14 protein-coding genes are annotated in these 22482 nt (G+C 74.1%); 11 read left to right on the top strand and 3 right to left on the bottom strand.

Going from position 1 to position 22482, the window contains the following annotated elements; all coding sequences use genetic code 11:
* Positions 1-3 precede the first annotated feature (3 nt).
* The 5 genes from ACZ4D5_RS23130 to ACZ4D5_RS23110 all read left to right on the top strand — a co-directional run bounded on the left by ACZ4D5_RS23130 (position 4) and on the right by ACZ4D5_RS23110 (position 9669).
* On the top strand, positions 4-4173 hold the full coding sequence (locus ACZ4D5_RS23130; RefSeq protein WP_467774276.1) for an acyltransferase domain-containing protein: 4170 nt from the start codon (positions 4-6) through the stop codon (positions 4171-4173).
* A gap of 41 nt (positions 4174-4214) precedes the next feature.
* Complete coding sequence (locus ACZ4D5_RS23125; RefSeq protein WP_467774275.1) at positions 4215-5222, top strand: alpha/beta hydrolase; 1008 nt, start codon at positions 4215-4217, stop codon at positions 5220-5222.
* An 87-nt stretch (positions 5223-5309) separates the two neighbouring features.
* Complete coding sequence (gene ccrA, locus ACZ4D5_RS23120) at positions 5310-6638, top strand: crotonyl-CoA carboxylase/reductase (RefSeq protein WP_467774274.1); 1329 nt, start codon at positions 5310-5312, stop codon at positions 6636-6638.
* Positions 6639-6681: 43 nt separating this feature from the next.
* On the top strand, positions 6682-8244 hold the full coding sequence (gene murJ, locus ACZ4D5_RS23115) for a murein biosynthesis integral membrane protein MurJ (protein ID WP_467774475.1): 1563 nt from the start codon (positions 6682-6684) through the stop codon (positions 8242-8244).
* Positions 8245-8352: 108 nt separating this feature from the next.
* Entirely contained in the window at positions 8353-9669 is a 1317-nt protein-coding gene (locus ACZ4D5_RS23110) for an ROK family protein (protein WP_467774273.1), read from the top strand.
* 30 nt (positions 9670-9699) lie between these two features.
* Here the strand turns inward: ACZ4D5_RS23110 and ACZ4D5_RS23105 are convergent, their stop codons facing one another.
* Positions 9700-11640 (bottom strand): ATP-binding protein, encoded by a 1941-nt coding sequence (locus tag ACZ4D5_RS23105; RefSeq protein ID WP_467774272.1) that lies wholly within the window; start codon positions 11638-11640, stop codon positions 9700-9702.
* Between the two features lie 253 nt (positions 11641-11893).
* On the opposite strand from ACZ4D5_RS23105, the gene ACZ4D5_RS23100 reads away from it, so the two are divergent.
* The 3 genes from ACZ4D5_RS23100 (at position 11894) to ACZ4D5_RS23090 (ending at position 16728) form a co-directional block, all read left to right on the top strand.
* Positions 11894-13801, top strand: coding sequence for an ABC transporter ATP-binding protein (locus tag ACZ4D5_RS23100; RefSeq protein ID WP_467774474.1), 1908 nt, complete (start codon positions 11894-11896; stop codon positions 13799-13801).
* A 192-nt stretch (positions 13802-13993) separates the two neighbouring features.
* On the top strand, positions 13994-15067 hold the full coding sequence (locus tag ACZ4D5_RS23095) for a maleylpyruvate isomerase N-terminal domain-containing protein (protein ID WP_467774271.1): 1074 nt from the start codon (positions 13994-13996) through the stop codon (positions 15065-15067).
* Between the two features lie 431 nt (positions 15068-15498).
* Positions 15499-16728 (top strand): serine hydrolase domain-containing protein, encoded by a 1230-nt coding sequence (locus ACZ4D5_RS23090; protein WP_467774270.1) that lies wholly within the window; start codon positions 15499-15501, stop codon positions 16726-16728.
* A gap of 285 nt (positions 16729-17013) precedes the next feature.
* Here the strand turns inward: ACZ4D5_RS23090 and ACZ4D5_RS23085 are convergent, their stop codons facing one another.
* A complete protein-coding gene (locus tag ACZ4D5_RS23085; RefSeq protein WP_467774269.1) occupies positions 17014-17451 on the bottom strand; it encodes a nuclear transport factor 2 family protein in 438 nt (145 codons plus the stop codon).
* A 278-nt stretch (positions 17452-17729) separates the two neighbouring features.
* Between ACZ4D5_RS23085 and ACZ4D5_RS23080 the strand changes: the two genes are divergently transcribed.
* From ACZ4D5_RS23080 to menC, 3 genes are all read left to right on the top strand, one after another.
* Positions 17730-18839 carry a M20 family metallopeptidase gene (locus tag ACZ4D5_RS23080; protein ID WP_467774473.1) on the top strand — a complete coding sequence of 370 codons (1110 nt, stop codon included), beginning with the start codon at positions 17730-17732 and terminating at the stop codon, positions 18837-18839.
* The gene (locus ACZ4D5_RS23075; protein ID WP_467774268.1) at positions 18836-19678 is read left to right on the top strand and encodes a GNAT family N-acetyltransferase; all 843 of its coding nucleotides are present in this window, start codon (positions 18836-18838) and stop codon (positions 19676-19678) included. The genes ACZ4D5_RS23080 and ACZ4D5_RS23075 overlap by 4 nt, the downstream gene beginning before the upstream one ends.
* A gap of 64 nt (positions 19679-19742) precedes the next feature.
* Positions 19743-20843, top strand: a complete 1101-nt coding sequence (gene menC / locus ACZ4D5_RS23070) for an o-succinylbenzoate synthase (protein ID WP_467774267.1) — start codon at positions 19743-19745, stop codon at positions 20841-20843.
* On the opposite strand, the gene ACZ4D5_RS23065 is transcribed toward menC, so the two are convergent.
* Positions 20833-22479 (bottom strand): PucR family transcriptional regulator, encoded by a 1647-nt coding sequence (locus ACZ4D5_RS23065; protein ID WP_467774266.1) that lies wholly within the window; start codon positions 22477-22479, stop codon positions 20833-20835. The two genes, menC and ACZ4D5_RS23065, sit on opposite strands and share 11 nt — an antisense overlap.
* Positions 22480-22482: the final 3 nt, after the last annotated feature.

The raw sequence follows: 22482 nt of genomic DNA, 5'->3' as shown, positions 1-22482 counted from the left end.
TGCGTGATCGTCGAGTGCCTCGGTGCCTGGTACGGCATCGACCCCGCCGACGTCACCGATGACCGGCCGCTGGCCGAGCTCGGCCTCACCTCGCGCGACGCCGTGACCCTGGTGGCCAGGCTCGGCCAGGTGACGGGCGTGCGGCTGCCCCCGACTCTCCTGTGGGAGGCGCCGACGGTGGCCGCGCTTGCGGAGCGGATGGCTCGCGGTGAGGAGGTTCCGGGCGAGAAGGTCAGGCCCAACAGTGCGTCGGTGTCGGGTGGTTCAGCGGTGGCCGTCGTCGGCGTCGGCTGTCGTCTGCCCGGTGGCATCACCTCGCCCACCGCGTTCTGGGACGCGCTCTGCCAGGGGCGCGACGCCGTGGGGACGGTTCCGGAGGGACGGTGGGAGGCGTTCGTGGGGGACGGCTCACGGCTGCCGCGGGACATCAGCAGGCACGGTGCGTTCCTCGGCGGCGGTGACGCGCGCGCCGGTACCGGCGCATCATTCGACCAAGTCGCCTTGTTCGACGCCGAGTTCTTCGGCATCGGCACCCACGAAGCCCGGGCCATGGACCCCCAGCAGCGCATCCTCCTCGAAGTGGTCCGCGAGGCACTCGACCACGCCGCGCTGCCCGCGCCCTCGCTGGCCGGGAGCCGCACCGGCGTCTTCGTCGGCATCAGCGGCACCGAGTACGCCCACCTCGCCGCCGCCGACCCGGCGTCCGTGGACGGCGCGACGCCGCAGGGACTCGCGTCGAGCATCGCCGCGAACCGGCTCTCGTACCTGCTCGACCTGCGCGGTCCGAGCCTCGCCGTCGACACGGCCTGCTCCTCCTCGCTCGTCGCCGTGCACCACGCGGTGCGCAGCCTGGCCGAGGGGGAGAGCGACACGGCCCTCGCCGCGGGCGTGAACCTGCTGCTCTCGCCGCTGGTCACGCTCGGTTTCCAGCGCGCGGGGGCGCTCGCCGCGGACGGCCGCTGCAAGGCCTTCGACGCGTCGGCGGACGGCATGGTGCGCGGCGAGGGATGCGGCGTCGTCGTACTCAGGCGCCTGGCGGACGCCGAGCGCGACGGCGACCGGATCCTGGCCGTCGTCCGCGCCACGGCCGTCAACTCCGACGGCCGCTCCAACGGGCTGACCGCGCCGAACGCCCAGGCCCAGCGGGCCCTCCTGGAGCAGGCGCATGCCGCGGGGGCCACGGCGGTGGACTACGTCGAGGCGCACGGCACCGGCACCCCTCTCGGCGACCCCGTCGAGGCCGGAGCGCTCGGCGCCGCGCTCGGCACCGGGCGCGGGCGCGCGCCCGAACAGCCCCTCCTGATCGGCTCCGTGAAGACCAACCTCGGTCATCTGGAGGCGGCGGCCGGGATCGCCGGGCTCATCAAGACCGTCCTGGCCCTGCACCACGACGAGATCCCGCCGCAGTTGCACTTCACCGCGCCCGGACCGCACGCCGACCTCGACGCGCTCGGCCTCCGCGTCGTCGCGGGCGCCGCCGAGCCCTGGCCGCGCTACTCGGGCACGGCGACGGCGGGTGTCTCGGCGTTCGGCTTCGGCGGCACCAACGCGCACGTCGTCCTCACCGAACACCGGGCGCAGACAAGGAAGCCGGCGCAGGTGAGGCGGGCGGCAGACGAGTCGGCAAGAGAGGCGGCACAGGAGTCGGCGCCGGTGAGGCGGGCGACACAGAAGCCGGGGCGGAGCGAACGCCCCGCCGTCGTCCTCCTCGACGGACCCACCGAGGACCGCGTCCGCGCCTACGCGGGTGAACTCGCCGACTGGCTGCGCTCGCCCGCCGCGCGGGCCGTCCGCGCCGCCGACCTGGCCCGCACCCTCGCGGGCCGGACAGGGCGCGGCCGCCACCGCGCCGCCGTCGTCGCGCACGGCCGGAAGGACGTCACCGCCGCGCTGGCCCGGTTCGCGGCGGGCGAGCCCGACCCCCGCCTCGTCACGGGGGCGCGGGCGCAGGACGGGGACCCCGGGCCGGTATGGGTGTTCTCCGGGTACGGATCGCAGTGGCCCGGCATGGGGCACCAACTGCTTGCCGCCGAGCCGGTGTTCGCCGCCGCGGTCGACCGCCTCGAACCCGTTCTGCGGGAGCGGGCCGGGATCTCGCTGCGCGCCTGCACCGCGCCGGACGCCGACCTGTCCTCACCGGCCGTCGTCATGCCCGCGCTGTTCGGCCTTCAGGTCGCCCTCGCCGAGCTGTGGCGGTCCTACGGCTTCGAGCCCGCCGCCGTCATCGGGCACTCCCTGGGCGAGGTCGCCGCGGCCGTGGTCTGCGACGCCCTCGACCCGGCGACGGGCGCCCGTGTCGTCGCGACCCGTTCACGGCTCCTGGCCCGCCTCGACGGGGGAGCCATGGCCGTCGTGGACCGCCCCGCCGAGGCCGTCGCCGCGCTCGCGGACCGCTTTCCCACGCTCAGCGTCGCCGTGCACGCCTCACCCGTCCAGTGCGTGGTCTCCGGCTCGGCCCGGGACGTCGAGGGCCTGATCGCCCACGTCGTCCAGGACGGCGGCTTCGCCCGTGCCCTGCCGGTCGCCGGAGCGGGCCACTCGCCCGAAGTCGAGCCGCTGCTCGACGAGTTCGCCTGGGAGCTCGGCACCCTGCGGCACGCGCCACCCCGCGTCCCGCGCTACTCCACCGTCCTGGACGACCCCCGAGACCCCGCCCCCTACGACGCCCCCTACTGGCTGGCCAACCTGCGCCGCCCCGTCCGCTTCGGCCAGGCCGTGCGCGCCGCCGCCGACGACGGCCACCGCGTCTTCGTCGAGGTCGCCCCGCACCCCACCCAGGCGCACCCCCTGGCCGACACCCTCCGGGACGCGGGCGCCGCCGACCCGGTCGTGCTGCCCACCCTGCGCCGTGCCACCGACGACGCCCTGACCTTCCGCGGCTCCCTCGCCGAGCTGCTGGTGCGCGGCGTCGCGGCGCCCGCGCCCCGGGAGAGCCTGCACCCGGACGCCCGCATCGTCGACGTGCCCTCGCCGCGCTGGCGGCACCGCCGCTACTGGCCGGGCGCCGCCGACGTGGTGACGGACGAAGCCCCGCCGTCCGCCGCCCCGCCGCGCGACATGACCACCCTGGACCGGCTGCGCCACCACGTCGCCGCCGTCATGGGCTTCGGCCCCGACCGCATCGACCCCGACGCGCCGCTCACCGACCTCGGCCTCGACTCGCTCTCCGCGAACCGCGTACGGGCCGCCGTGGCAAGGGAGTTCGGCAGCGCGCCGGAGCCGGGCGCGCTGCTGCGGCAGGGCACGCTGCGCGGGGTCGCGGCGCTGCTGCCGGAACACCGCGCGGACGTCGCGGGGCACAGGGGCACGGCGGGTGTGACCGGCGCGGAGCCTCCGATGGCCGAGGCGGACGCCGCGGCGCCTGCTGTGCGGGATCGCCTCCGCACCTTCCCCTGGACCGGCCCGGGTCTGCCCCTCTTCCTCGCGCACGCGGCCGGCGGCTCGTCGGACGTGTACCGGCGGCTCGCCCGGAGCCTGGACGGAGTGCGCCCCGTCCTCGGCTTCGACCGCATGGCGGACCCCGCCGAAGCGGCAGGCCGCGCGGCGGAGTTCGCCCGACGCGTCCGCGAGGTCAGCCCTCAGGGGCCCTGGCTGGTCGGCGGCTGGTCCTACGGCGGCGTGCTCGCCCAGGAAGCCGCCCGCCTGCTCACCCCGCACGGCACCGTCGCCGCGCTCGTCCTGCTCGACTCCGTCCTGCCGCACCCCGCGCCGCCCGACCGCACCCCCGCCGACGAGGCGCGCCGCCGTTTCACCGACTTCGCCGCGTACGTGGAGCGCACGTACGGAAGTCGTCTACCGCTGCCCCACGAGGAGTTGGCGTCGCTCGACGACGCCGGGCAGATCGACCTGGTGATCAAGCTCCTGGAGCAGGCAGTCGACCTGCCCGCCGCCGTCCTGGAGCACCAGCGCGCCTCCTACCTGGACCTGCGCGACGGCGAACGCCACACGCCGGGGCCCTACGCCGGACGCACCCTGCTCTACCGCGCGAGCGAACCCGCCCCGCACACCGTCCGCGACGCCCGCCACGAACGCGACGACGCGGCCCTCGGCTGGGACGCCCACTGCTCCGACCTCACCGTCCACCCCCTGCCGGGACACCACCTGTCGCTGCTGGATCCGCCCGACGTCGACACCCTCGCGGCGCTCCTCACCCGCGACCTGCGCCCGCTCTGACCACCGGCCCACCCCGTCCGCGTACGAGAAGAGGACCGCCCATGCCCGGACACCGCGCCCGCAGCCCCCGCACCCGCCTGGTCGCCCTGGCCGCCGCCGCGCTCCTGGCCGCCGGTGGCGCCGTCGGTGCCCCCGCGGCATTGGGAGCGGCCGCCCAAGCGTCCGGGGACGGCGACGGCGCGCGTGTCGTCGCCGAGGAACGCGCGGGGGAGCGGACCTTGGACCTGACCGTCGACTCGCCCGCCGTCGGCAAGGAGGTTCCGGTGCGCGTGATCCTGCCCGCCGGCTTCGAGGCGAGGCCCGAACACCGCTGGCCCGTCCTGTACTTGCTGCAGGGCGCGCACGACGACCACACCTCCTGGACGCGCGAGACGGACGTCGAGGAGTTCCTCGCCGACAAAGACGTCCTCACCGTCATGCCGTCGTCCGGGCCCACCGGCATCCCCACCGACTGGTGGGGCCACGGCAGCCCCGACGCTCCCGACTACGAGACCTTTCAGGTCGACGAGCTGATGCGCGTCCTGCGCGAGGGCTACCGGGCGAGTGGCACCCGCGCCGTCGCCGGAGTCTCCACCGGCGGCTACGGCGCCATGGCGTTCGCCGCCCGGCGTCCCGGTTCCTTCGGTGCGGCGGCCTCGTACAGCGGAGTCCTCGACACGACCGCGTTCGGCATGCCCACCGTCATGAACGCCATCGTCGCCCGCGAACTCCAACTGCCCTCCGGCCTGTGGGGCAGCCCGATCCTGCACCGCGACAACTGGACCCGCCACAACCCGTACGCGCAGGCCCGCCACCTCGCCGGGACCCGGCTGTACGTCGCGCAGGGGAGCGGCATCCCCAGCAGTGACTTCGGCAACCTCGAAGGCACGGTCCTGGAGGGAACGTTGTGGGGACAGGCGCGCGGCTTCGCCCGGCAGCTCGAACGGCTCGGCATCCCCGCGAAGACCCACTTCTACCAAGGCGGCTCGCACGCCTGGCCGTCCTGGCAGCGGGAGTTCAAGGCCTCCTGGCCGACGCTCGCGGCGGGGCTCGGCCTTGCGGGGGCCTGAACCATCGCACCCATCATGCGGGGGCCTGAACCACCGCACCCATCCGACGCACATCAGGGCTCGATGCACACCCGAAGGAGGACCGTCATGGACGCGCTCGCCGAGGCCGTCGTCGCGGGAGCCGACGCGGACGACCTGGAGCGGCTCGCGGTGCCGGCGGAGTTCACCGCCGCGCACCTGCGGGCCGAGGACGCAGGGAGCTTCACCGGGGTCACCGACAAGGACGTCCGCAAGACCCTGTACGTGGGGCAGGTGCCGATGCCCGAGATCGCGCCCGACGAGGTGCTCGTGGCGGTCATGGCGAGCGGCATCAACTACAACACCGTGTGGTCGGCGATGTTCGAGCCGCTGTCCACCTTCGCCTTCCTGCGGCAGTTCGGCGCGAAGGGCGGCTGGGCGGCGCGGCACGACCGGCCCTTCCACGTGGTCGGCTCGGACGCGGCCGGAGTGGTCGTCCGCACCGGCGCGGGGGTGCGCCGCTGGCGGGTCGGCGACGAGGTCGTCGTCACCCCCGCCTACGTCGACGACGAGGAGCCCGCCACCCACGCCGACGGCATGCTGGGCGACGCCCAGCTGGCCTGGGGCTTCGAGACCAACTTCGGTGGCCTCGCGCACTACTGCGTGGCGCGGGCCAGTCAACTCCTGCCGAAGTCGCCCCACTTGACATGGGAGGAGGCCGCCAGCAGTCCGCTGTGCGCGGGCACCGCCTACCGCATGCTGGTGAGCGACCGGGGCGCCCGCATGACGCAGGGCGACGTCGTGCTGATCTGGGGCGCGGCAGGCGGGCTCGGCGCGTACGCGGCCCAGCTCGTGCGCAACGGCGGAGGGATCGCCGTCGGCGTCGTGAGCAGCCCGGAGAAGGCGGAACGGGCCAGGCGGTTCGGCTGTCACGCCGTCGTCGACCGCGAGGAGATCGGCCTGACCGGCGGCGCCCCCGCGGACCCGACGACGGTCGGCAAACGGCTCGGCAGGCGCGTCAGGGAGCTGGTGGGGGAGGACCCGCACATCGTGTTCGAGCACGTGGGGCGGGCGACGTTCGGGGTCTCCGTGTTCGTGGTGCGGCGCGGCGGCACCGTCGTCACCTGCGGCTCCAGCTCGGGCTACCGCCACGAGTTCGACAACCGCCACCTGTGGATGCGGCTCAAGCGCGTCATCGGCAGCCACGGCGCCAACCTCAGCGAACAGGCCGCGGTGGCCCGCCTGTTGGACCTCGGTCACATCGAGCCCGCGCTGTCGGTGACGTACGCCCTGGACGACGTGGCCGAGGCGGCCCGGCTCGTGCAGACCAACCGCCACACCGGCAAGGTCGGCGTCCTCGCGCTCGCGCCCCGCGCCGGGCTCGGCGTCCGCCGTCAAAGGCCCGTGCGAGGATCAAGCGCATGGAATTCGAACTCCGCGGTGGTCCCGACCGGCTGACCGAGGTGCCGCTGACGTGACCCTCGCACGCTCCTCGCTCCTGATGGCCTTCGGCACGGTGGTCTCCCGGGCCACCGGGCTGATCCGGCAGGTCCTCCAGGCCGCGGCCCTGGGCACCGGCCTCCTCGCCAGCACGTACAACACCGCCAACACCGTCCCCACCAGTCTCTACACCCTCCTGATAGGCGGCGCGCTGAACGCCGTCCTGGTGCCCCAGCTGGTGCGCGCCCGCGCGAGCGACCCCGACGGCGGCAAGGCCTTCGAGCAGCGCTTGATCACCCTCGTTGTCTGTGTCCTCGGCGTCGGCACGGCGCTCGCTGTGTGGGCCGCCCCGCAGATCGTCGGCCTCTACATGCGGGACACCCCCGCCAACCACGAGGCGTTCGAACTCACCGTGGTCTTCGCCCGGTTCCTGCTCCCGCAGATCTTCTTTTACGGTCTCTTCGGCATGCTCGGCCAAGTGCTGAACGCCCGCGAGAAGTTCGGCGCGATGATGTGGACCCCGGTCCTGAACAACGTGGTGCTCGTCGCGATGTTCGGCGCCTATCTGGGCCTGATGACCGTGCCCGACAGCGTCGGCGACATCACCGCCGACCAGGTCGGACTGCTCGGCATCGGCACCACCGTCGGCATCGCCCTGCAGGCCCTGGCGCTCGTGCCGTTCGTACGCGCCGCCGGTGTCCGCTTCAGGCCCCGCTTCGACTGGCGCGGCACGGGCCTCGGCAAGAGCGTCCAGGCCGCCCGCTGGACGCTGCTGCTCGTCCTCGCGAACCAGGTCGCGCTGACCGTCGTGACGAACTACGCCAACATCGCCGACCAGCGCCTGCCGAAGGCCGGGGCCGGATACACCGCGTACTCGTACGCGCAGACCATCTGGCTCCTGCCCCAGTCCATCGTCACCGTCTCCCTGGTGACCGCGCTGCTGCCGCGGATGAGCAAGGCCGCCGCGGAGGGCCGCACCGCCGACCTGCGCGGCGAGCTCTCCCGAGCCCTGCGCGTGACCGGCACGGTGATCGTGCCCGCCGGGTTCTTCTTCCTCGCCTTCGGGCCGCGGACCGCCGAGCTGCTGTTCGCCCACGGCGCCTCGGACGCCGCCGCCACCGAGCCGCTCGGCCACATGCTGCAGGCGTTCGGCCTCGGCCTGATCCCGTTCTCCGCGCAGTACCTCCTCCTGCGCGGCTTCTACGCCTACGAGGACACCCGCACCCCCTTCTGGATGGCGTGCTGGGTGGCGGGCGTGAACATTGCCCTGGCCACGGCCTGCCACCAGCTGCTGCCCGCGCGCTGGGCGGTCACCGGCATGGCCGCGGCCTACACCCTCTCGTACGTCGTCGGTCTGCTGCTCACCGCGCGGCTGCTGCGCCGACGGCTCGGCGGCCTCCTCGACGGACGCCGACTGGTGCGGACGTACGGGAAGTTGACGCTGGCCTCGGCCCTGGCAGGGGCGCTCGGCCTGGCCGCCGCCCGCGCGGGCGGCGAGACGTCGCTCACCGGCACGGCGGCGACGGCGCTGGCCCTCACGGCCGGCGGCGTGACGATGATCGTGGGCTACCTCGCGCTCGCCCGGCTGCTGAGGGTGGGGGAGCTGCGCATGCTGCGCCGGTGAGCGCGGACGAGGTCCGGGTAGCGGCGGCCGCTCGTCTTGACGGTGCGGCGCGGGCGCGGGCCGACAAGTGCTCGCGCACCGGTATGTTGCGGACCGGAGAGGGGCGACATGGCCGAGCGGAGCAGTCGTACGGTGCGCGACCTGCGTGTGGGCAACCGCGCCACGGTGCTGCGACGGCTGTACTTCGGCGGGCCGATGAGCCGTCAGGCCCTCGGCCCCGCGACCGGGCTGAGTTCGGGATCCGTCAGCAACGTCGTCGCCGAACTCACCGCCGACGGGCTCCTGGAGGAGGCGGGCGTCGTCGAGTCCGACGGCGGACGCCCGCGCACGCTGCTGCGGGTCGCGCCGTCGAGCGGCCGCCTGATCGGCGTCGACGTGGGTCAGACGCGGGTGCGCGTGGAGGCCTTCGACCTCGCGCTGACGGAACTCGCCCGCGCGGAGCGCCCGTTGACGTGCTCCGGGTACGACGTGGAGGTGATCGTCCGTCACATACGGGAGGCGGTCGCGGAAGTGACCGCCGAGGCGGGCCTCACCTCCGGGGCCGATCCCGGACCCCTGCTCGGGGTCGGTGTGGGCGTGCCCGGCATCGTCGACCGGGACGACTCGGGCGGCACCGTGGTGCACGGCCAGACGATCGGCTGGGACGCCGTGCCCCTGGAGGCCATGGTGCGCGAGGGGGTGGAACTCCCCGCGGGCACCGCCTGCTTCGTCGACAACGGCGCCCGTGCGCTCGGCCAGGCGGAGATGTGGTTCGGCGGCGGCCGGGGCGCGCGCGACGCGGCGATCGTCCTGATCGGCTCCGGCGTGGGCGCGTGCGTCGTCACCGGCGGCGTCATCCACGGCGGCGCCCGGGGCGGGCCCGCCGAGTGGGGCCACCTGACCGTCAGCGTCCGCGGCCGTCGCTGCCGCTGCGGGGCGCGGGGCTGCCTGGAGGCGTACGCAGGGGCCGAGGCCCTGCTGGAGCGCTGGCGGGAGGCGGGGGGCCGACTGCCGCCGGGGGCCGACGAGGAGAGCGGGGTGAGCGCGCTCCTGGCCGCCGCCCACCCGGCCGACGGCACCGCGCCCGACCCCGTCGCCGCGGCGGTGCTCGACGAGACCGCCGAGTACCTCGGCGCGGGCATCTCCGACCTCGTCAACCTCTTCGGGCCCGAACGTGTCCTGGTCGGCGGCTGGGCCGGCCTGCGGCTCGGCCCGCACCTGCTGCCCGCCGTCCGGGCGTACGCCACCGCGTACGCCCTGCGCCACCCCGCGGCCCGCGTCGCCGTCGACCTCGGCCAACTCGGCCCGGACGCGGTCACGGTGGGCGCGGCGACGCTGCCCCTCGCCGACTTCTTCGCCCGCGGCGGCCGCCGCCGCACGGCAGGGGCGGAGGCGGCGACGGCGCCGGACTGGCAGACGGTGATCGAGGGGCGTACCGAGCGGTGAACGGTGCCGCCGCCGCGATGCCACCGGGGTTCAGGCGGGCGGCCGGCCCGCCTCGATGTCCGCGATCAGCTGATGGATGAGTGCGGCGCCGGGCGGCCCTGCCATGGTGGCGACGGCCGGGACCTCGGCGGTCCCGGCGAGCGCTTTGTGGGCGCGCCGCCAGGCTCGGCTGCGGCGCCCGCGTAAGTGGTCGACGAGGGCCTGCGCGTACTGCGTGATGGAGCGCGTCCACACGTCGTGCCGCGGCTGCGGTCCCGCGGAGGCGCGCCGGACGCTGCGCCACGCGTCGGCCGGTCTCACCCTGGCCTGGGCCACCGCGAGGAGCGCCCAGCTGACGGCCGCGGGCGGGCCGTGCTCCGCGTGCGCGGGAATGGTGTCGGCGGCCTCCCGCAGATGCGCGATGGCCCGCTCCGTCCTGCCGTCCTCCAGGGCGAGCGCGCCCAGCACGTGCGCGGCGCGCCCGATGGTCGCGTCGTCACCGGCGAGCACCGCCACCCGCCAGGCCTGGCCGAGCAGTTCGGCCGCCTCGGTGGCGTTGGCGCACGCGGTCAGCCATCCGGCGAGCCACAGGGCCTGCCCGCAGACCCGGGTGTCGGACCGGCCCAGCGGCAGCAGCCGCGCGAGGACCGCGCGCCCCTCCTCGGCGTGACCGCAGACCGCCCACCAGAACCACAGGTCCACCGCGAGGGCGAGCGCGGAGGAGGCCTGGTCGGCGCCGCTCGGCTGCCGCAGGAGCGCGGCGCGCAGATCTGCCTCCTCGTCGCGTACGAGCGCGGCGGCCCGCTCGTGCCGTCCCGTGCTCCACAAGTGGTGGGCGGTGGAGGCGACATGGCCGTACCAGTACAGATGGCGGCTGACGGCGGCCGCCGTCTCCCCGGCGGACTGCAGCCGTTCGGCGCCGAACCCGCGGACCGCGGCGGTCATGCGGTAGCGCGGCGTGAGGACCCCGCCGGGATCGCGGACCGGCTCCAGGACCGAGGCGAGCACCAGGCGGGCGAGCGAGACCGGCACGTCCCGGGCGTCGAGGCCGCCGCCCGCGCACACGAACACGGCCGCGTCCTCGTCGAAGTCCGCGGCGAACACGCTCAGCCTGGCCCACACGGTCCGCTCGGCGGTCCCGCACAGCGCGTACCCCGCGCCCACGGCGGCCCGCAGCGACCGGTGCCTGCGCAAAGGCGCGTCCGCGACGCCGAGCCACCCCTGCGAGGGCTCCAGCATCCGGGCGAGCTGCGCCAACGGATACTGCGCGGACTGGGCCGCCGCCAGCTCCAGGGCCAGCGGCACGCCTTCGAGCCGTCGGCAGATCTCGTGGGCGAGCCGGAGCTCGCCGGGGTGCGGCGGGGAGGGACAGGCAGCGGGAACCTCGCGGCGGGCGGCCCGAACGCGCTCCAGGAACAGGGCGACGGCGGGGCCTGGAGCCGCGCCTCCGCTCACGCCCGGACCTCCGCCGCCCCCCACCCCCAGCGGCCCGAGCCGCAGGACCGTTTCGTCGCCGAGACCCAGTGGCCGGCGGCCGGTGGCCAGTACCCGTGTCCCCGGGGCCTCTTCGAGGAGTTCGCGGACCAGGCGTACGCAGTCCTCCCGTACCGGATCGACATCGTCCAGGACCAGGAGCATCCGGCGCCCGCGCAGCCGCGCCGCAAGATCCGCGGCCCCGACCGGCGCGGCCGCCCCCTCCGCCTCGTCGTCCATCGCCTCGGCCACCGCCTGGGCGACCGGCCTGCGGCGCGTCTGACCGCCGTCCCACCACCGCACCCGCACCACACCGTCCGGCAGCGAACCGCCCACCGCGGTGGCGGCGTGCTCGGCGAGCAGGCTCTTGCCGACGCCCGCGCCGCCCACCACCGTGACCAGCCTGCCCTGCGCCAGCATCCTGCGCAGCGCCCCCAGCTCGTCGGCCCGTCCGATCAGACCGCCGGAGCGCGGACCGTCCGGCCGGGCAGCGCTCTTCCCGTGACCCCGTTCTCGCACGCCTCTCCACTCCGCTCGCGTCCCTCACCGCCGCGAGCCCGCTGCCCGCCCCGTGCCACCGTCCCCGTGCAGAATCGTCTCTGCACCGTTTCGGCAGATCGTTTAACTCCCCACTGTCATCCCGGGTAGTGAAGGGCCCGACCGAATCATGCGGGGCAGCGACTTCTCGCATTCCTGTACGGGAACGGGACGCGGGGTGCGCCGGTCCACGACACTTCGCACGTCAGTCAGGTGGATCACTCCGTACCGCGTCCTGTCAGTCGTGACCGACGTGACCGAAACACCACCTACCACCGGGCCGGACCCCACGCCCGGCCCCGTCTCCGCCGGGACGGCTGCCAGGACCGCTGCCGGGACCGCTGCCGGACCCCCCGCCGGGACCGACGCCGAGCGACTGCCCGCGAAGGAGACCTGGCGCGCCCTGTACCAGCACTTCCGTCCGCACCGCGCCGCCGTCGCCCTGGGCGCCGTACTGACGCTGATCGGCGCGGCGACGGGGCTTGCCCAGCCGCTGGCGGCCGGGGCGCTCGTGGAACGGCTCGGCGGCGACGACTCGATCGTCGGCGTGCTGCTGCTCCTCACGGCGCTCGTGGTCCTCGGCACCGCGATCGAGGCCTTCGGCGCGTACGTCCTGGAGCGCACCGCCGAGTCCGTGGTGCTCGCGGCCCGGCGCACCCTGATCGGGCGGCTGCTGCGGCTGCGCCTGCCCGAGGTGGAGCGGACCCAGCCGGGCGACCTGATGTCGCGCATCACCTCGGACACGACGCTGCTGCGGGCCGTGACCACCCAGTCCGTGGTGTCCGCGGCCTCGGGCGGTCTCACCTTCATCGCGACGATCATCCTGATGGGGCTGATGGACGCGGTGCTGCTCGGCGTCACGCTCGGGGTGATCGTGCTCATCGGCGGCGCGGTGGCCCTGCTCATGCCGAAGATCGCGCAGGCGACGCAGCGCTCGCAGGAAGCGGTGGGCACGATCTCCACCGCGCTGGAGCGGGCGTTCGGCGCCTTCCGCACGGTCAAGGCCTCCGGCGCCGAACAGCGGGAGGCCGCCGCGGTGGAGGCCGCGGCGCAGGAGGCGTGGCGGCACGGGGTGCGCTCGGCGAAGTGGCAGTCGGTGGCGGGGAGTTCGGTCGGTCTCGCCGTGCAGGTGTCGTTCCTCGCGGTGCTCGGCATCGGCGGCGCGCGGGTCGCGTCCGGCGCGATAACGATCTCGACGCTGGTGACGTACCTGCTCTTCCTCTTCTACTTGATCGACCCGGTGTCGCGGCTGGTCGACGCGGCGACGCAGTACCAGGTGGGCTCGGCGGCGATCGCGCGGATCGTGCAGGCGGAACGACTGGAGACGGAGCAGACGGAGAGGCCCGTGCCGGACGGGGCCGTGGACCCGGCGGCACCGGTGGCGGTGCCCGCTGCGCCCGCCGCCATGTCGGTCACCTTCGACGACGTGACCTTCCGCTACCGCGACGACCAGCCGTACGTCCACCACGGCGTGAGCTTCGAGGTGCCGGGCGCGGGGATGACGGCGTTCGTGGGTCCCTCCGGCGCGGGCAAGACGACCGTGTTCGGCCTGATCGAGCGGTTCTACGAGGCGACGGGCGGCCGGGTCCTGGTCGACGGCAAGGACGTCCAGGAGTGGCCGCTCGCCGAACTGCGGGCCTCCATCGGGTACGTGGAGCAGGACGCGCCCGTCCTCGCGGGCACCCTGCGCGAGAACCTCCTCTTCGCGGCGCCGGACGCCACCGACGCCGAGGTCCACGACGTCCTCGTACGCGCCCGGCTCGACGGCATGGTCGAGCGGCTGCCCGACGGCCTCGACACGGTGGTCGGCCACCGGGGGTCCAAGCTCTCCGGGGGCGAGCGGCAGCGGGTGGCGATCGCCCGCGCGCTGCTCAGGAAACCCCGCCTGCTCCTGCTCGACGAGGCGACGTCGCAGTTGGACGCGGTCAACGAACTGGCCCTGCGGGACGTGGTGGCCGAGGTGTCCCGTGAGGTGACGGTCCTCGTGGTGGCCCACCGACTGTCCACGGTGACGCTGGCGGACCGGATCGTGGTGATGGACGCGGGCAGGGTGCGCGCGGTGGGCACGCACACGGAACTGGTGGAGGAGGACCCGCTGTACGGAGAGCTGGCGGCGACGCAGTTCCTGGCGACGTCGGCGTGAACGAGCGGGGGAGGGGCACGGCTTGCGGCAAGGACCGGTCCCGTGGCAGGTCCGACGACAGAGACAACGACAGAGACAACGACAGCGACAGCAAGGGACGACATGGCCGCCACGGAGCCGAGCGCCGGGGAACCTACGGGCAGAGGGGCCGCCGTTGAGGCGGCGGCAGGGAGGGGCGGGGGAGCCGAGGGCGTGCCCGGTAGCGCCGGCACGGGGGGCGACCTCGCGCCGCGCGGCGCGGGCGAGGGCATGGGCATTGCGCCCGGCAGCGCGGGCACGGGCATGAGCACGGGCACAGGCGTCCTGCCCTGCGGCGCGAGCACGGGTACGGGCACCGGCACTGCGCCCGGCAGCGCGAGCGAGGGAGGCGCCGGCCGTGGGGGTGTGCCCTCCGTCCTCAGCAGTCCCTGGTTCGTGCCCGGCGTCCTGCAGTCCGTGGACTACCGTGACGGCATGACGCATCCGAGCCCGAGCCCCGTCCACGAACGTCATGCCGCCCGAATCGTCGACCAGACCGCGCGGTTGACCGCCACGGTCAAGGGCGCGGACGCCGCCGCGCCCGTGCCGGGATGCCCCGGCTGGACCCTCGCCCACCTGCTGCGCCACGTCGGCGGCACGCACCGCTGGGCCGAGACGATCGTGCGGACCCGGGCCACCGAGCCCGTACCGGACGAGCAGGTCAACGACGTCACGCCGGATGCGGACGACGACATCGACTCGCTGTCCGCCTGGTTGACGGAGGGCGCCGCCCGGTTCGCCGAGACACTGCGGGCGACGGATCCGGACGTCCGGGTGTGGACCGTGGCGCCGGGCGGCAATCCGGCCTTCTGGGCCCGCCGCATGACGTACGAGACCGTCGTCCACCGCTTCGACGCCACCGCCGCGGTCGGCGGAACGTACACCCTCGACGCGGACGTCGCGATCGACGGCCTCGACGAGTGGATCTGGCTCAGCACCCTGCCGCAGGCCTTCCCCTCCGCGGACGAGTACGCCGCGCTGCTCGGCCCCGGCCGCTCGATCCACTTCCACGCCACGGACGCCCCGGAGGGGAAGGGCGAGTGGCTCATCGACCTCTCCGAGAACCCCAGCACCTGGAGCCACGCCCACAAGAAGGCGACGGCGGCGGTCCGCGGACCGCTCGCGGACCTGCTGCTCCTGCTCTACCGGCGCCGCACCCCGACCCCGGCCGACGGCATCGAAGTCCTGGGCGACGAGGCCCTGTTCACCGCCTGGGTCCAGGGCGCGGGCGCCTGGCTGAGGCGGTGAGGGCCGTCCACCGCTCCTGGTAGAACTCGCGGAGCCAGGTCGGGCCCGGTCCTCGGTGGCCGGCTCGGCCATGACGCGCGCCCTCGTAGCCGCAGCCGGTGCGGGACAGGTGCTGGTACAGCGCCTTGTTCCCGTGCCGGCTGTCTCCGTTCGTGCCGACTGCCGCGGTGCGTGCAGGCCGTCCCGTTCCGGACCGGCCGCCCGCGTCAAGGGAGTTGACGGCAGGGGCCTCAAGGCAGCCCCCCTGCGGAGGTGGGGTTCTCCGTACCCCATGTCAGGGGGGCTTCGTCATGGTCGGGTGCCGCTCTCCCATGGGTGAATGATCTTGGGCCGGGCGCACCGCCCGGCCGCCGGTCGGCACCCTCAACACCCCTCACCCACGGGGATGTCGCGTGCCGCCGCACCCCTTCCAGTGATGTGAGGCAACCACCATGACGCAGCTGCGAGACTCCGCACGTGACAGCCGGGCCGCCCGCCCCCGGTCCGCCTCCGCGCGCCGTGGAGTCGCCCTGGGATCGCTGACGGCCGTCGCCGTCGCGGCGACGCTCGCGATGCCGATCTCCACGGCATGGGCCCAGGCCGACCGCGGAGCAGCCGGTCAGAGCCGGGCGGACGTGCAGCGGAGCCTGGACGACATCGTCGAGGACGGAGTGGTCGGCGCCGAGGCCACCTTGGTGAACGGACGCGCCCGCACCTCCCTGCGCAGCGGCACCGCCGAACTCGGCACGGACCGGCCGATGCCGCGCCAGGGCTACTTCCGTATGGGCAGCAACACCAAGACCTTCGTCTCGACCGTCGTGCTGCAGTTGGTCGGCGAAGGCCGCATGCGCCTCGACGACACGGTCGACCGGTGGCTGCCCGGCGTGGTCGAGAACAACGGCAACGACGGAAAGCGCATCACCGTACGGCAGTTGCTGCAGCACACCAGCGGCCTGCCCGACTACGACGAGAGCCTGCCCGTACTGGACGAGGAGGACTTCCAGAAGCACCGCCTCGACCCCTACGAGCCGCGCGAACTGGTCGACCTGGCCCTGCGCAACCGCCCCCTCTTCGAGCCCGGCAAGGGATGGAGCTACTCCAACACCGGCTACATACTCGCCGGGATGATCATCGAGAAGGTGACGGGTCGTCACTGGAGCGACGAGGTCCGTGCCCGGATCATCGAACCCCTCGGCCTCAGGCACACCTTCTCCGCGGGCACCCGCACCGGCCTTCCCCACCCCCACGGAAAGGCTTATCAGCAGTTCAAGCCCGGAGGGCGGCTCGTCGAAAGCACCGAGGTGAGCATGACCTGGGGCGGCGCGGCGGGCGACCTCGTCACCACCCCGAACGACCTCGCGCGGTTCTGGCAGGGACTGCTCGGCGGCAAGCTGCTCAAGCCGAAGCAGCTGGCGCAGATGCAGAAGACGGTGCCGGCCCTCGCAGAAGGCCAGACGGAGACCAAGGAGGAGTACGGGCTCGGCATCTTCCGTACGAAGCTCAGCTGCGGAGGCGGCTACTGGGGCCACGGCGGGACCACGCTGGGTCATCTGAACGCCAACGGCTTCGTCGACAAGGGCAGGAAGGGCGTCATCGTGATGCGCTCGACCAACCTGGCCGCGGAGAACAGGGACGAGCGCACCGAGCAACTCGTCGACGACGTCCTGTGCAAGAAGAAGTGACCGGGCGGGTTCGCCAGGGTCCGTCCGGCGAGCTCAGGGTTGGGTGAGCTCAGGGCGCGGCGCGGGGGCAGGGGCGGGCGAGGCGTTGATCCTGCCCCCGTCCCGGCCCCCTGTCCCTGCTGTACCTGTTCATGCCCCCGCCCCGGCCCTCAGCCCGCCAGGCCGGCGCGGTCACGCCGTCCGCCTGCGCGACCATCTAGCGGGTGCGCCTGCCATTTCGCTCGGGGGGTGCCCCCTGGCGAACACGGTATGCGGGTGCCGTCCCGGACGCGACCGGGACCGTGATCAGCCCACCGCGCCGGGCGCGAAGTAGTCGCGAAGCCGAGCGATCCTCCCGTCCCGGACGCGGAAGATCTGCACCAGGGAGACGACCACGTCCTCGCCCTCTCCGCCCTCCCTGCCGCTGCCGACCTCCGCGTCGAAGACCGTGTCGATCTCGGCGATGAACACGTCGGGGTCGGCGGTGGTGTGCAGCACGTACCCGGACTTCTGGAGGTTGGGCCCGCGGCCGTCGTCCTTCGCCTGCCGCTCGTAGTAAGCGGCCATCGCCGCGCGGATCTCCTCGCGTCCCACCAGTCTCCTCGGGAAGACGGCGCCGTCCGGCACGAGGGGCGCCTCGAAGATCCCGTCCTCGGTGAACTGCTCGGCCAGGGCGTCGGCGTTCCGGGACAGGGAACCTGCGTGGACGTAGCTCTGGAAGATCTCCTGCGGCGTTCTGGACACGGGGGCTCCCTGGACGCGGACGCGGACACGGACGTCCATGTCAGCACAGAGGAGCCGGTGGCAGGGAGGCTTCGGCGGACGGCACCGCGCACGGCCACCGCGCACGGCCACCGCGCGCGGCACCGCGGGTTCGTCGCCTGGTACGGAGCCGCCCGCTGATCTTGGGTGCAGGGCACGAACGCAGGCCCTTCTTTTTCCCATAGCGTCGTCGGCATGTCTCGAGGGAGGAGTCGAAGGTGACCCAGGAACTGCACAGCGGTAAGGAGTCGCTCGCCGCGATGCTCGCGGATCTGGAGGAGCTCGTGGTGTGCGAGTCCTTCTCGGCGGATCTGGAGGCCGTGGCCCGCAGCGCGGACGTCGTGGCCGCGCAGGGGACCCGCCACCTCGGGGCCCCGCCCGAACGCATCGTCGTCGACGGCGTCACGCATCTGCGGTGGACGTTCGGCACGCCCCGGGTGCTCCTCCTCGGACACCACGACACGGTGTGGCCCATGGGATCGCTCGCCACGCACCCGTGGTCGGTGCGGGACGGAGTGGCGCGCGGTCCCGGTGTCTTCGACATGAAGGCAGGGCTGGTGCAGATGTTCCACGCCCTGGCTTCGCTGCCCTCCCTGGAGGGGATCCGCGTACTGGTGACCGGTGACGAGGAGGTCGGCTCGGAGGCGTCGCGGGCCCTCATCGAGGAGTCCGCGCGGCAGTGCGCGGCCACCTTCGTCCTTGAGGCGTCGGCGGACGGCGGCGCCCTGAAGACCGCCCGAAAGGGCACCTCCGCCTACGAGTTGGTGGTGCACGGCAAGGCCGCCCACTCCGGTCTGGAGCCGGAGAGGGGAATCAACTCCGCCGTCGAGGCCGCGCACCTGATCCTCGCCCTGGAGGGCCTCGCGGACGAGGTCGACCCCGGCGCGCGGCACGACTGGCGCACCACCGTGGTCCCCACGGTGGTCGGTGCGGGCTCGGCGACCAACACGGTGCCCGCCAAGGCCAGGGTCAGCGTCGACGTCCGCGTGCCGACCCTCGCGGCGCAGGAGCGCGTGGACGCGGCGATGCGGGCGTTGAAGGTGACGGTGCCCGGAGCGGGACTGGAGGTGCTCGGCGGGCCCAACCGTCCTCCGCTGGAGGAGAGTTCGTCCGCCGAACTCTTCGCGAAGGCCCGTGTCCTCGCCCGGGATCTGGGCCTGGGTGCCCTCTCCTCGGCGGCGGTCGGCGGGGCCTCCGACGGCAACATCACGGCGGGGCTCGGCTGCCCGACCCTGGACGGCCTGGGCGCCGTCGGCGGCGGCGCCCACGCGGACCACGAGCATGTGATCGTCGCGGAGATGGTCCCCCGCGCACGGCTCCTCGCCGCCCTGGTGGCTCTGGTCGCTCCGGCGCAGGAGGAGGCCCCGTGAACACCCGCCCTGACAACACCCGCCCCGTGAACGCCCGCCCCACCCGTGCCGTCCATGCCGCCCTCGAAGTCCGCGAGGTGCACGAGCTGCGCGAACTGGAGGGCGTCAACGCGCTGTTCGAGCGCATCTGGGGCTCCGCGCCCGGCGCGTCCCCGATGGGCGTCGAGCAGATGCGGGCGCTCTCCCACGCCGGCAACTACGTCGCGGGGGCCTTCGCGGACGGCCGCCTGGTCGGCGCGTCCGTCGCCTTCTTCGCGGCCCCCGTGGGGCAGGCCCTGCACTCCCACGTCACCGGGGCGCTGCCCGGCCACGGCGCGGGCCTGGCCCTCAAGTGGCACCAGCGCGACTGGGCCCTGGCCCGCGGCCTTTCCGCGGTCACCTGGACCTACGACCCGCTGGTGCGGCGCAACGCCCACTTCAACCTGGCCAAGCTCGGCGGGCGCCCGGTGGAGTACCTCACCAGCTTCTACGGGGCGATGGACGACGCGATCAACGGCGGCGACGACAGCGACCGCGCCCTCGTCTCCTGGGAGCTGTCCCATCCGGCCGTGGCGGCCGCCGCGGCCTCGGCCGCGCCGCCCGTGTCCGTACCGGCAGAGGCCGTGACCGCCCTGTCCGCGCGGGACGGTCTCCCGGTCCTCGGTCGTCGTGACGCCCGCACGCTGCTGGTCGAAGTCCCGTCCGACATCGAGGGGTTGCGCCGGACCGACCCGGGCGCGGCCAAGGCGTGGCGCCTCGCCCTGCGCGAGGTCCTCGGCGGACTCCTCGCCGAGGGGGCCCGCGTCACCGGGTTCCACGACCGCGCCCGTTACGTCGTCACACGCGACACCGCCGAATAGCCCTCGCCCCCTCACCCTTTGCCCCCACCCCTCGTCTCCTCCCGTTCCCCAGGAGTCAACCACCGTGAAAATCACCGGAATCGAACTGCGCCGGATCGCGATGCCCCTGCGGGCGCCGTTCAGAACCTCCTTCGGCGTCGAGACCGCCCGCGACGTCCTGCTCGTACGCGTCGTCACCCCCGAGGGCGAGGGGTGGGGCGAGTGCGTGGCCATGTCCGAACCCCGCTACTGCTCCGAGTACGTCGACGGAGCGGCCGACGTGCTGCGCCGCTTCCTCGTCCCCGCCCTGCCCGCCGACGCGGACGCCCACGGCGTCAAGCGCGCCATGAAGCCGTTCAAGGGCCACAAGATGGCCAAGGCCGCGCTGGAGACCGCCGTCCTCGACGCCCAGCTCCGCGCCGCCGGACAGTCCTTCGGCGCGTACCTCGGCGCCGAGCGCGAGCGGGTGGCGTGCGGGGTGTCGGTCGGCATCATGGACTCGATCCCCGAACTCCTCGACGTCGTCGGCGGGTTCATCGACGAGGGCTACGTCCGCATCAAGCTCAAGATCGAGCCGGGCTGGGACGTCGCCCCGGTCCGGGCGGTGCGGGAGCGGTTCGGCGACGACCTGCTCCTCCAGGTCGACGCCAACGCGGCGTACACCCTGGCCGACGCCCGGCAGCTGGCCAAGCTGGACGCCTTCGACCTGCTCCTCGTCGAGCAGCCGCTGGCCGACGACGACCTCGTCCAGCACGCCTCGCTCGCCCGGCAACTGCGCACGCCCGTCTGCCTGGACGAGTCGATCGAGTCCGCCGAGGACGCCGCCGCGGCCATCACGCTGGGCGCCGCGTCGGTCATCAACATCAAGCCGGGCCGGGTGGGCGGCTACCTGGAGGCCAAGGCCATCCACGACCTGTGCGTGGCCCACGGCGTCCCGGTGTGGTGCGGCGGCATGCTGGAGACCGGCCTCGGCCGCGCCGCCAACGTCGCGCTGGCCGCCCTGCCCGGCTTCACCCTGCCCGGCGACACCTCCGGCTCGCGCCGCTACTTCGCCACGGACGTCACCGAGCCGTTCGAGCTCGCCGACGGTCACCTCGACGTGCCCGCCGGGGCGGGCCTCGGTGTCGATCCGCTCGCCGACGTGCTGGAAGAGGTGACCACGGCCAAGGAGTGGATCAAGGTGTAGCGGTGGACCGGGGCGCGGCGTCGCCCATCAGGCTCAGTTGGAGCATGAGCGCGAAGCGGACAGCGGGGTCGCGCAGGTCGATCCGCCCGACCTCGCTCACCCGGCGGAGCCGGTAGCGGAAGGTGTTCGGGTGGACGTACGTGTTCGCCGACGCGGCCACGACGTCGCCGAAGGCGTCCAGCCACGCGCTCAGCGTCTGCACCAACTGTGTCTGGTGCTTGGCGTCGTACTCCACCAACCGCGCGACGGGGGCGAGGAGTTCGTCCCCGCGTACGGCCGCCAGGTCCCGCATCTCCAGCAGCAGCGCGTCGATGTACACGTCGCCGATCGACGCGATCCGTCGGCCGGTGCGGCCGCTCAGCAGGACCCGCAGGGCGCGGTCGGCCCGGGCCCGCGAGCGGCCGAGCTCCGCGGGCTCGGCCGCCACCGAGCCGATGCCGATGACGGCTCGGGCCCGCTGCCCGGCGCGCTCCATGAAGTTGGCCGCGATCTGCACGGCCCGCTCCCGCCCGGCCGCGGGGTCCGCGGGCACGGGCACGAGGGCGTAGGCGACGTCGCCGAGGAGCGCGAGCGCGGAGCGGGGCTGCACCGCGTTGAGGTGGATACCCAACGCGCTGGTAAGCCGCTGCCGTTCGGCCGCCACCTGGGCGTGGTCCCCGTCCCGCGCGGCCAGCCCCATGGCCATCACCACCGTGGACTCGTGCACGAGCCCCAGCCGGTCCAGGGCCTCGGCAGCCCCTGTCCCGCCCTCCAGTACGGTACTCACCAGGTCGGCCCGCAGCCGGTTCTGCGCGTCCGTGCCCGCGCGGTGCCGCAGCAGGTGCAGGGCGACGAGCTTGGCCGCGTCCTGGAACGCCTGCTCGCGGTCGGGCGTCAGCGGCTCCTGCACCGCGGCCCACACCGACCCCAGGAACTCGTCCCCGGCACGCACCGCGACGGCCACCCTCGGCAGGGCCGTCTCGCCCTCCTCGATCGTGGCCGGGGCGATGTACACCGGACGGTCGCTGCGGTACAGCTCGCCGAAGACGCCCCGGCCCTCCAGGACGCGCAGATATCCGTCGGGCACCTGGCGCGCGAGGACCGTGGCGACGCGCGCCTGGTCCGCCTCGTCCTGCCGCCCGGAGAACGCCATGATCCGATGCCGCCGGTCCTCGATCGTGACCGGCGCGTCGAGCAGCGTCGCGACGGCGTTGGCCAGCGCGAACAGATCACCGGACGGGACCCCGCCCAGCGACTCGGGGCCCGCGTCACCGACGTCCCCCTCGGTGAGCAACGTCCGCAGGAGCGCCGTCAGTTGGGACCAGGAAGCGCCCTGCGCCAGGGCGATCAACGCCACGCCGGAAGCGGCCGACGCCTCGGCGAGGGCCTCGTCCGGCGCGACGGGACCCCGCACGACGAGGGCGGCGGCGCCCTGCTCCCGCAGGCCGTGCAGGAGGTCGGTGATCGCCTCCGTGCCGTAGACGGCGACACCGAGCACGACGGCATGCGGCGGGTACGCGAGGTCGTCCCCGGGGTCATGGATGACGACGCCGCCGACGTCGACCGCCGGCTCCGGGGTGCCGTGCACGAGGTCGAGCAGCGTGGGGCCCAGGTCCTGGAGGACGCGGCCGAGACTCGTGCGGGTTTCCCTTGGCATGTC

Source organism: Streptomyces sp. NPDC025651 (genome assembly GCF_055558735.1).
This window is presented reverse-complemented; position numbering and strand designations above follow the sequence as displayed.